7 protein-coding genes are annotated in these 9,844 nt (G+C 70.4%); 4 read left to right on the top strand and 3 right to left on the bottom strand.

Annotated features, from left to right (window positions below; genetic code table 11):
* Positions 1–32: 32 nt before the first annotated feature.
* Together L0P92_RS37810 and L0P92_RS37815 are read left to right on the top strand one after the other, a co-directional pair.
* Positions 33–1,142: a glycoside hydrolase family 43 protein gene (locus L0P92_RS37810; protein WP_234767609.1), complete on the top strand. Its 1,110-nt coding sequence runs from the start codon at positions 33–35 to the stop codon at positions 1,140–1,142.
* 2 nt (positions 1,143–1,144) lie between these two features.
* Positions 1,145–2,557 (top strand): RICIN domain-containing protein, encoded by a 1,413-nt coding sequence (locus L0P92_RS37815; RefSeq protein WP_234767616.1) that lies wholly within the window; start codon positions 1,145–1,147, stop codon positions 2,555–2,557.
* A gap of 7 nt (positions 2,558–2,564) precedes the next feature.
* On the opposite strand, the gene L0P92_RS37820 is transcribed toward L0P92_RS37815, so the two are convergent.
* On the bottom strand, positions 2,565–4,229 hold the full coding sequence (locus L0P92_RS37820) for a rhamnogalacturonan lyase B N-terminal domain-containing protein (RefSeq protein ID WP_234767610.1): 1,665 nt from the start codon (positions 4,227–4,229) through the stop codon (positions 2,565–2,567).
* Between the two features lie 228 nt (positions 4,230–4,457).
* Here L0P92_RS37820 and L0P92_RS37825 point away from each other — a divergent pair, with 228 nt between their 5' ends.
* Entirely contained in the window at positions 4,458–5,534 is a 1,077-nt protein-coding gene (locus L0P92_RS37825) for a rhamnogalacturonan acetylesterase (protein ID WP_234767611.1), read from the top strand.
* Positions 5,535–5,762: 228 nt separating this feature from the next.
* Positions 5,763–7,460, top strand: a complete 1,698-nt coding sequence (locus L0P92_RS37830; protein WP_234767613.1) for a DUF2264 domain-containing protein — start codon at positions 5,763–5,765, stop codon at positions 7,458–7,460.
* On the opposite strand, the gene L0P92_RS37835 is transcribed toward L0P92_RS37830, so the two are convergent.
* On the bottom strand, positions 7,450–8,112 hold the full coding sequence (locus tag L0P92_RS37835) for a hypothetical protein (RefSeq protein ID WP_234767614.1): 663 nt from the start codon (positions 8,110–8,112) through the stop codon (positions 7,450–7,452). The two genes, L0P92_RS37830 and L0P92_RS37835, sit on opposite strands and share 11 nt — an antisense overlap.
* A 70-nt stretch (positions 8,113–8,182) precedes the next feature.
* Positions 8,183–9,568 (bottom strand): hypothetical protein, encoded by a 1,386-nt coding sequence (locus L0P92_RS37840; RefSeq protein ID WP_234767615.1) that lies wholly within the window; start codon positions 9,566–9,568, stop codon positions 8,183–8,185.
* Between the last annotated feature and the right edge of the window lie 276 nt (positions 9,569–9,844).

Consider the following 9,844-nt stretch of genomic DNA (forward strand, 5'->3'; position numbering starts at 1 on the left):
ACCCCCCTCCGAGAACCCGAGAGGCAGTCCGCATGAGCCGCGCAGACGACCTGCCCCACCTCCCCCCAACCTCTCAAGTCCCCAGCCGCAGACTGCTGCTGAAGGGCGCCGCAGCCGCCGGCGCCCTGACCGCCGCGTCCGCCCTCCCCGGTGTCGCCCACGCCGCGCCCCCGAAGGCAGCCCCCTTCATGAACCCCCTCGTCCAGCAGCGCGCCGACCCCCACATCCACCGGCACACCGACGGCCACTACTACTTCACGGCCACCGCCCCCGAGTACGACCGCATCATCCTGCGCCGCTCCCGCACCCTGAACGGCCTGACCACGGCCGCCGAGTCGGTCATCTGGCGGGCCCACCCGACCGGCGACATGGGCGCTCACATCTGGGCGCCGGAGCTGCACCGCATCGGCGGCAAGTGGTACATCTACTTCGCCTCCGCGCCCGCCGAGGACGTGTGGAAGATCCGCATCTGGGTCCTGGAGAACTCCCACCCCAACCCCTTCAAGGGCACCTGGGTGGAGCGCGGCCAGGTCAAGACCGCCTGGGAGACGTTCTCCCTGGACGCCACCACCTTCACCCACCGGGGCGCCCGCTACCTGTGCTGGGCGCAGCACGAACCCGGGCTGGACAACAACACCGGGCTCTTCCTCTCCGAGATGGCCAACCCCTGGACCCTGAAGGGTCCTCAGATCCGGCTGTCCACCCCGGAGTACGACTGGGAGTGCGTCGGGTTCAAGGTCAACGAGGGCCCGTACGCCCTCAAGCGCAACGGCCGGATCTTCCTCACCTACTCGGCCTCCGCCACCGACCACCACTACTGCGTCGGCATGCTCACCGTCGACGCCGACGCCGACCTGATGAACCCGGCCAGCTGGTCCAAGTCCCCGACCCCGGTCTTCACCAGCAACGACACCACCAAGCAGTACGGCCCCGGCCACAACTGCTTCACCGTCGCCGAGGACGGCCGCAGCGACGTCCTCGTCTACCACGCCCGCCAGTACAAGGAGATCGTCGGCGACCCGCTGAACGACCCCAACCGCCACACCCGTATCCAGAAGCTCGGCTGGAACCCCGACGGCACCCCGGACTTCGGCATACCCGTGGCGGACGCCACCGCCGCGACCGTGAAGGAGAGTGCGTGACGATGAGACGTGCGTACGCGGTTCTGCTCGCCCTCTGCGTGGCCCTGGCCGCCGCCCTGGTCACCGCGGGACCGGCCCAGGCGGCACCCCAGACCATCACCAACGGCACCCAGTTCACCGACCCCTCGGGCAACCCCGTGCACGCCCACGGCGGCGGCGTCATCAAGGTCGGCTCCTACTACTACTGGTTCGGCGAGCACCGCAACGCCGACAACACCTTCCGCTACGTGGACGCCTACCGCTCCACCGACCTGAAGAACTGGGAGTTCAGGAACCACGTCCTGACCCAGTCCAGCGCCACCGAGCTGGCCACCGCCAACATCGAGCGCCCGAAGGTCATGTACAACGCCGCCACGGGCAAGTTCGTCATGTGGATGCACAAGGAGAACGGCACCGACTACAGCGAGGCCCGCGCCGCCGTCGCCGTCTCCGACACCGTGGACGGCAACTACACCTGGCGCGGCAGCTTCCGCCCGCTTGGCCAGCACATGTCCCGTGACATCACGGTCTTCGTCGACACCGACGGCACCGGCTACATGGCCTCCGCCGCCCGCGAGAACTACGACCTGCAGATCTACCGCCTGACCAGCGACTACACCGGCATCGCCGCCCTGGTCGCCGACCCCTGGCACGGCGGCCACCGCGAGGCCCCCGCGCTGTTCAAGCGCAACGGCGTCTACTTCATGCTGACGTCGGGCGCGACCGGCTGGAACCCCAACCAGCAGCAGTACGCCACGGCCACCAACATCGCCGGACCGTGGACCGCGATGAAGAACATCGGCGACTCCACGACCTACGGCTCGCAGACCGCGTACGTCCTTCCCGTGCAGGGCACGTCGACCACCTCGTACCTCTACATGGGCGACCGCTGGGGCAACTCCTTCGGCGGCACCGTCAACGACTCCCGCTACGTCTGGCTGCCGCTGACCTTCCCCTCCTCGACGTCGATGTCCATGTCCTGGTCCCCGGAGGTCACCATCGACACGGCCACCGGGTCGATCAGCGGGACGAGCGCCACGTACAACACGCTCGTCGCACGGCACAGCGGCCGGTGCGCCGACGTCACCAGCCAGTCGCTGTGGGCCGGCGCCCAGATCAAGCAGTACGACTGCAACGGCGGCAACAACCAGAAGTACTGGTTCAAGTCCGTCGGCAGCGGCTACTACCAGCTGATGGTCAGGAACAGCTCCCTGTGCGTCCAGGAGAACGCGAACACGGTCACCCAGGAGAACTGCAACGCCTCCTCGACCGGCCAGCAGTGGTCGCTCACCACCACCGGCTCCTACGTGAACGTCAAGTCCCGCGCGACCGGGGAGTGCCTGGACGTGAACGGCGCGTCCACCGCCAACGGCGCCGCGATCATCACGTACACGTGCAACGGCGGCACGAACCAGCAGTGGACGCGCGGGACATGAGATGCCGTCAGGCGAGCAGGTCGATCGCGTCGATCGCCGTGCCCGCGCTGAGATAGCCCGTCGTCCCCGAACCGCTCACCACGTCGATCCTCAGCACGTTGTACTGGCCGGAGTCCGTCAGCCAGGCGGACGCCGGCACGCTGTACGTGAACGTGTGGTTGTTGCCCCGGTACGAACCGTTGGTCAGCGACCGGGTGTTCGGCTGGGTGGGCGGGGAGGGGATGGCGGAGGTCCAGTTGCCGTTGACCGACACCTGGGGGCGGCCGTTGGCGTACGCCGTCGTCACCCCGATCCGCAGGGTGTGCGCGGCCGCCGCCTGGGCCGCCGTCAGCCGGAAGTACACCAGGATCCCGCTGTTGACGTCCTTCCAGAGGTAGCAGGGGAAGGCCGCCGTCTCGTTGTTGCCGATGACGACGTTGCCGGTCCAGGACGCGGCCCGGACGTCGGACGGGTGCGCGTACGTCATCAGGTCGGCGTTCTTGAACCCGCTCGGCGTGCCGTTCCAGTCGCCGATCCGCCAGATCGCGCTCGCGTTGGACGGGTCGTTCGAGGACGGGATCGCGATCGTGTTGAGGGTGGTCGTGCCACCGGCCGTGACCGTCACCGACCCCGTGTACACGGCGAGTTCGCCCTTGAAGACGGTCAGCGTGTACGTCCCCGGCAGCACCCCTCCGATGGAGAAGTAGCCGTCGGACGCGCGCGCCGAACCCCAGTACTGGGCCGTCGGGTTGGCGAGCCCGACCGTGTACGGGTACGCCGTGTTCCGCCCGGAGATCCCGACCCCGGCCACCCGTCCGCGCCCGCCCGCGCCGACGTACCCGGACATGCCGAGCGAGTCTGCCCAGGAGGTGGTGAGCGTGCCCGGGAACAGCGACGAGGAGGGCGCCCCGCCGTCCGTGAAGGCGATGACGTACGGGCCCTGGAGGCCGAACCGCTGTGCCTCGGTCTGGTTCTGGCCGTAGTACAGGATCTCGTACAGACCGCCGCCGTCCGCGCTCTGGTGGCGCAGCAGCGAGCGGTAGAACGGGCCGCCGGAGGCCTTCTCGTGGTTGCTGCGCACGATCCACAGGCCGACGCTGCCGGTCTTCCAGCCGATGTAGTCGTAGTCCATCACCCGCAGCCTGGAGTAGTGCTTCGAGCGGGTCTGGCCGTCGGACTTCGCGAAGACGTCGGAGGCCTCGATGGTGCTGTTCGTGTAGGTGTAGGAGTCGGGCTCGTCGTTGAGGAACAGGCCCTTCCTCACGCGCAGGATGTAGCGGGTCGCGGAGACCGACGTGTCGGCCTTGTTGGTCCACAGGTAGATGTTGTTCTCGCCGCTGCGGGCCGCGTAGTAGTGCCGCAGCGTGCCGTACGCCACCGATATCAGGATCGTCGAACCCGACTGCCTGATGGACACGGAGGAGCTGCCGAGGCCGGACTCGATGTGCGAGTTCATGCCGCCGTAGCCCTGGTACTCCGTGCCCCGGTAGCTCAGCGAGGTCAGGTCGCCGTTGGACTTGCTGACCTTGAAGACGAGGTCGGCGCCGGTGTCGACGACGTAGTTCGACCCGTCGTCGCTCCAGCCGAAGGCCGCGGCGGACGCGGTGCCGCTCAGCGCGGCCGTGCCTGCGGCGGCCGCGGTGCCGAGCACGAAGGTACGGCGTCGGACCGGTCTGCCGGTGGATGCGGACATGGGGGGTGCCTCCTTCGAGAGGTGCTCGAGACGTGTTCGAGGGGTGCTTCGAGCGCTGTGGGGGTGGTGCGGGTGAGAGCGAGGGTGACAGTTGAATCGATTTCGCGAAAGGGCTTTCGTGGCGGAGAAGTTGGCAGTCTTGTGAAATCAGACCGAGGTCTAGAAAGCGCTTGCGGAAACGGGTACGGTCCAGCGCCAGGCCTTGTCGTCCTGTGGAGGAGCCGACGCATGAGACGTTTCAACCTCGCCGTCCTGGCGGCGCTGACGCTGAGCACCGGCCTGACGGCCGTACCGGCCCAGGCGCAGGGGTCGTACGACGGCCGGCGGCCCCTCGGCCTCGCCAACTGCACCGCCACCGCCTGCCACTTCGACGTCCCGCCCGGCACGTACGACGTGAAGGTCCTCCTCGGCGGCGAGGCCGCGTCCAGCACCAGCGTCACCGGCGAGACCCGCCGTGCCCTGCTCCCCGAGACCCCCGCCCCGGCCGGCGAGCGCGTGGCCCGCAGCTTCACCGTGAGCGTCCGCACCCCCGAGGGCGAGCCCACCGGCCCCGACGGAACCCCCGGCCTCGACCTCCGGCTCGGCGGCGCCGCCCCCGCGCTCGCCGACATCCAGGTCACCCCGGCCCGGCACGCCCGCCAGATCTTCCTCGTCGGCGACTCCACGGTCTGCGACCAGCCCGCCGACCCCTACACCGGCTGGGGCCAGCAGCTCCCGCAGTACCTCCGCAAGGGCGTCTCCGTCGCCAACCACGCCGACTCCGGCGAGAGCACGGTCACCTACCTCGCCGACTCCCGCCTCTGGGCCACCGTCCAGCCGCGGATGCGCCCCGGCGACCTGGTCCTGATCCAGCTCGCCCACAACGACAAGACCACCGACGAGGCGACCTACCGCGCCAACCTGGAGGCCCTGGTCGCGGGCGTCCGCGAGCAGCGCGGCGAGCCGGTCCTCGTCACCCCGATCGTGCGCCGCTGGTTCAACGCCGACGGCACGCTCGACAACGGCACCGCCCTGCTGGTGAACGGCCTCGGCGTGGACCACCCCGCCGTCATCCGCTCGGTCGCCGCCGCCCACGACGTCCCGCTGATCGACCTGACGGCGAAGACCAAGGCGCTGGTGGAGTCCCTGGGCGTCGAGGCCTCCAAGGCGCTGTACCTCTACAACGAGAAGCGCGACAACACCCACACCTCGGTGCACGGCGCGACGGTGTACGCGGAGCTCGTCCGCGACGAACTCGTCGCCCGGCATCTGGTGCCAGGGCGTGTCTTTCGGCCCAGCCCGACCTTGCCTGACGGCACCTCTTGAATGAGGGTGAGCGGGGTCTGGTGCGTGCAGCTGCAAGGCGGAGGAGGGAGTCGACGCGGAGCGTCGGCGACCGACGACAACGCGGCAGATGCACGCACCAGACCCCGCGACCAGGGCTGGGCCGAAAGACACGCCCTGGGCAAGGTGCGGGTGGGATGAACCCCTGGGGCGTTCCGACCGGAACCGGGACGCCCCAGGTCTGTACCGAGCCGGCGAGAAAGAGAACCGATGCACCTGCCTCCCGAAGACCCCGCCCTGAGCCCGCGCACCGGCTACACCCGCGCCCACTGGGAGGCGGCCGCCGACGCCCTGCTCGCCGCCGTGGAGCCGTACGCCACCGAGGACCGCGCCCTCTACCACTTCCCCGGGGAGCGCCAGAGCTGGTCGGGCCGCCTCTCCGACGGCCTGGAGGGCTACGCCCGTACGCTCCTGCTGGCGGCCTTCCGCCGGGACGAGACGGCGCTGCAGCGCTACGCCGACGGACTCGCGGCCGGCGTCTCGGGCGTCTGGCCCCGCATCGAGGACCGCAGCCAGCCCCTGGTCGAGGCCGCCTCGATCGCCCTCGCGCTGCGGCTGACCCGGCCGCTGCTGTGGGACCGGCTGGACGACGGGGTGCGGCAGCGGGCGGCGGCCTGGCTCGGTGACGGGCTGACCGCCGAGGCCTGGCCCTGCAACTGGGAGCTGTTCCCGGTGACGGTGGGCGGCTTCCTCCAGGAGATCGGCCACGAGGCCGAGGAGTCCCGCAAGGCGATCGACCGAGGCCTCGAACGCATCGAGGACTGGTACGTCGGCGGCGGCTGGTACACCGACGGCGACGGCCGGAAGTTCGACTACTACAACGGCTGGGCGATGCACCTCTACCCGGTGCTGCACGCCTGGCTCGCCGAGGACGAACGCCTTCTCGACCTGTACGGCGGCCGGCTCTCCCGCCACCTGGAGGACTACGCCCGCCTCTTCGGCGGCGACGGCGCCCCCATGCACCAGGGCCGCTCCCTGACCTACCGCTTCGCGACCACGGCCCCGCTGTGGCTCGGCGCCCTCACCGGCCGCACACCGCTCACCCCGGGCGAGACCCGCCGGCTGTCCTCCGGCGCGCTGAAGTACTTCCTGGAGCGCGGGGCCGTGGACCCCAACGGCCTGCTGACCCTCGGCTGGCACGGCCCCGACGAGACCGTCCTGCAAGGCTATTCGGGCCCGGCGTCCCCGTACTGGGCGAGCAAGGGCTTCCTCGGCCTGCTCCTCCCCGCCGACCACGAGGTGTGGACGGCGACGGAGGAACCCGCCCCCGCCGAGCGCACGGACGCGGTCACCGCCATCGCAGCCCCCAACTGGCTCCTGCAGTCCACCAGCGCGGACGGCCTGGTCCGCCTCCACAACCACGGCAGCGAGGACGTCCGCTACGACCCGTACTACACCCGCCTCGCCTACTCGACGGTGACCGCGCCCGCCCCGACGTACGACAACAGCGTGATCGTCGGCGACGATCCGAGCCGCACGGACATCGTGCCGCTGGGCACCGGCGACGGCTGGGCGGCCTCCCGGCACTCGGTCGGCGACGGGACACGGGTGACGAGCGTGGTCCTCGCGCAGGGCGCCGTGGAGGTACGGGCCCACCTGGTGACGGGCGCGGCGCCGGGAACGCCGGTCCGGATCACGGGGTGGGCCGCACAGGACGGTATCCACGCCGAACTCCGCCCGATCGCCGGACTCGACGACGACCTCACCGGCGTCACCGCCCCCGCACCCACTCTCTTCGTAGCCCTCGTCCGCCTCACGGCAGAGCCGGAACCCGCGCCGCTCGACGAGTTGGTGACCGTGCGCGTGACCGAGGCCCCTGAGATCCACGTCCGCTGGCATGACGGACCTACCGTCCGCGTGCGGTTCGCGGACGACAACGGTGTACGGGTCGAGACGGCTAGCGCCTGACCTCCTGATCGGTGATGCCCGCCCGGTCCAGCGCCCTGGCGACGGCGGGCGGGTCCAGCGGGTCACCGTCGGCGTGGGAGCGCAGGCGCTCCAGCAGCAGTCGGGCGTCCAGCCGGTGCGCCTCGGCGTCGGCCAGGAGGCGGTCCCTGCCCGAGCCGTCGCCCGTGTCGTCGAGGTAGAGCGCCAGCTCGCGCAGCAGGTCACCGCGGTCGACGAAGTCGCTCATGCCGCAGTCCAGGCCGTCGTCGCCGAGGCTGTCGGGGTAGGGCGCCCGGCTCCACGCCCCGTCCTCGTACCAGTAGACGCAGCCCAGTTCGTATCCTTCGAGCCGGTCCCGCAGCTCCTCGTACGGCAGCCAGTCGGGGCCGCCGGCCAGCATGTCGATCGGCGGCTTGTGCCACTTCACGCCGCTCGACTCGTCCTCGCCGTAGAGCACGAACCGGCCCTCGCCCATCCTGGACATGGCCCACCAGGTGCAGCCGGCGTCGTCCCAGTGCAGGCCCGCCTCATCGATCCAGCCACCGGTCCGGTGCCCGCTCGGGCACTCTTCCCCCTTGGCGGTCGCCTGGACGGCGGCGAGCAGCGCCCACCGCGCCCACAGCACCTCGCCCGGCGGAAGGTCGTCCGGCCGCCCCGGTCGGTGAATGGTCATGCGAGCCCCCGTGTGTTCTGGCCGTGTCCGCGCCGCGATGATGATCGCCGCAAGACTACGACCTTCGACCTCAGGGCTTGAGGCGGGCGATCTGAAGCGTCTTCGTGGTCGGGGAGGCACCAGCCAGGGGCGTCGCGTACGACGGCTTGACGGGTACGGAGGCCCAGGTCAGCGTGCCGTCCTTCTGGACCGCGATGTCACCGGTGATCCGGGTGGAGACGACCTTCGTGGCGCTCTTGAACCTGCCGTTCCAGTCGATGAGCCTGAAGCTCGTGCCCGTGAACGTGCCGGTGCAGGTACCGGCCTTGCACTTGGCGTTCTTCAGCGACTCCCAGGACAGCAGCAGCCGGTCCTTGCCGTACGGGGCGAGGCGGACGTTGACGTGCTCCGTGCCCTTGGTGTCGGAGAGGCGGATCGCCTTGCCGGGGCCGGAGTTGCGGTTCTTGAGGAAGGCGACCGCCACCTGGTGGGTGCCGGTCTTCGGCGTGACCGTCCAGCCTCGGCCGGACGAGTCGGCGGGGTTCTTCTTGGCGGAGGCGGCGCCACGGGAGGCGAAGGCGGTGGCGTACCGCCCGCCGGTGGACTTCACGAGATCACCGGTACGGCTCGGGAACGTGCCGCCGCAGTAACCCGCCCAGCACTGCTCGCGCTGCACGACCGGGGCGACGTCGGGCGCGCCGATCCCCGTCGACACGAACAGCCCCGAACGCCAGTCGTCGAAGCAGAGGGAGGTGAAGGCGCCCGTCTTCTCGGGGTGCAGGGCGATGCCCTCGTTGTGGCTGCACCCCCAGCTCCAGCCACCACTGAGCTTGGCCCCCTTGGCGCTGACGTACGACAGTTTGTCGCCGAAGTGCCCGTCGGCGAAGCCGCCCGCGCCGTGCACGACGAAGTAGGCGCCGTACTTGCTGCCGTTCCAGGTGAGCTGGCCGTCGAGAGTCGGGGACGTGTCGTGGGACGAGGCGCCGGTCAGCTTGGTGCGGAAGGTCTGCCTGCCGTTGCTGTAGCGCACGATCGCGGCGGCCGTCTCCTTCCACTTGTTCGTGTCGGCCACCCGGGTGAGCAGCGCGAAGCCGTCGTTGTGCGCGACGAGCCCACCGACCTCCTTGGTGCCCTTGACGACCGTGTCCGCACCCGACCGCTTCCCGGCCGCGGTCAACGGGGTCACATGGACACCGTCCGCGGCGGGCCACGCGACGCGCAGGGTGCCGTTCGGCGCCACCGCGGTCGCCGTGCGCGTCCACTCACGGGTGTTGTTGTAACCGGCCGACAGATACGGGAACTTGGCCGGCAGACTCACTCCGGTGGTCGTCGGCGTGAGCGTGGGCGCGGCGCTCGGGGCGGCACCGGCGGTCGCGTACCAGGCTCCGACCAGGGCGGCGGTGGCGGCGAGGCCCGCGATGAGGGGCTTACGGGCGAAGTGGGCCCGGCGGTGGCCGGGGTGTCGTGCGGAAGTCATGCCCTGCGGTCGCCACCGAGAACGCAAAGGTTGCTGAAGATTCAAGATTGTGTCCCGTGTCACTTCGGCCGACACCGAAACAACGCACACCTAGCATTCCGAGGGCGGCGCACCCCCACACACCCGCAGCCGCGTACGGCGGCAAGGGGCCGTGTCGGGGGGTGTCCGCCCGCAGCGGCGGGCGTCAACGCCGAGCACATCTCAAAGCAACCGAGCCGCCCGACCGAGGACGGACACCCCCCGGCGCGGCCCCGACCCACAACCCACCGCAAGGCG

The sequence above is a fragment of the Streptomyces muensis genome, assembly GCF_021474425.1.
GTDB classification, from domain to species: Bacteria; Actinomycetota; Actinomycetes; order Streptomycetales; family Streptomycetaceae; genus Streptomyces; species Streptomyces muensis.